The 254-nt window shown below is 70.5% G+C and carries 1 protein-coding gene; it reads left to right on the forward strand.

The window, feature by feature from the left end; genetic code table 11:
- Nucleotides 1–254: hypothetical protein (locus M2D63_RS25915; RefSeq protein ID WP_285865904.1), on the forward strand; the 254-nt coding region annotated here is incomplete at both ends.

A 254-nucleotide genomic window follows, 5' to 3' on the forward strand; every position in this document is an offset into this window, starting at 1 on the left:
GGGAACCCGCACGGGACCTGCGACGGCAGCGACAGCCTCGCGTGCGCCTGGCAGTACGGCTGGAACCGCGCCCAGGAGGACGTCGACCAGCGCTTCGCGCCCGCGGCCCAGACGGCCAAGGTCTCAGCCAACCCCGCGGACTACGTCTGGTGGCTCGACGTCGAGCTCGACAACACGTGGAAGACGGGCGGCACCGACGCCGACAGGGCAAGCAACCGTGCCGTCCTGGAAGGCATGACCGCGCACTTCGTCTC

It is taken from the genome of Pseudomonas sp. BJa5, from assembly GCF_030272875.2.
In the GTDB taxonomy this organism is placed as follows: domain Bacteria; phylum Pseudomonadota; class Gammaproteobacteria; order Pseudomonadales; family Pseudomonadaceae; genus Aquipseudomonas.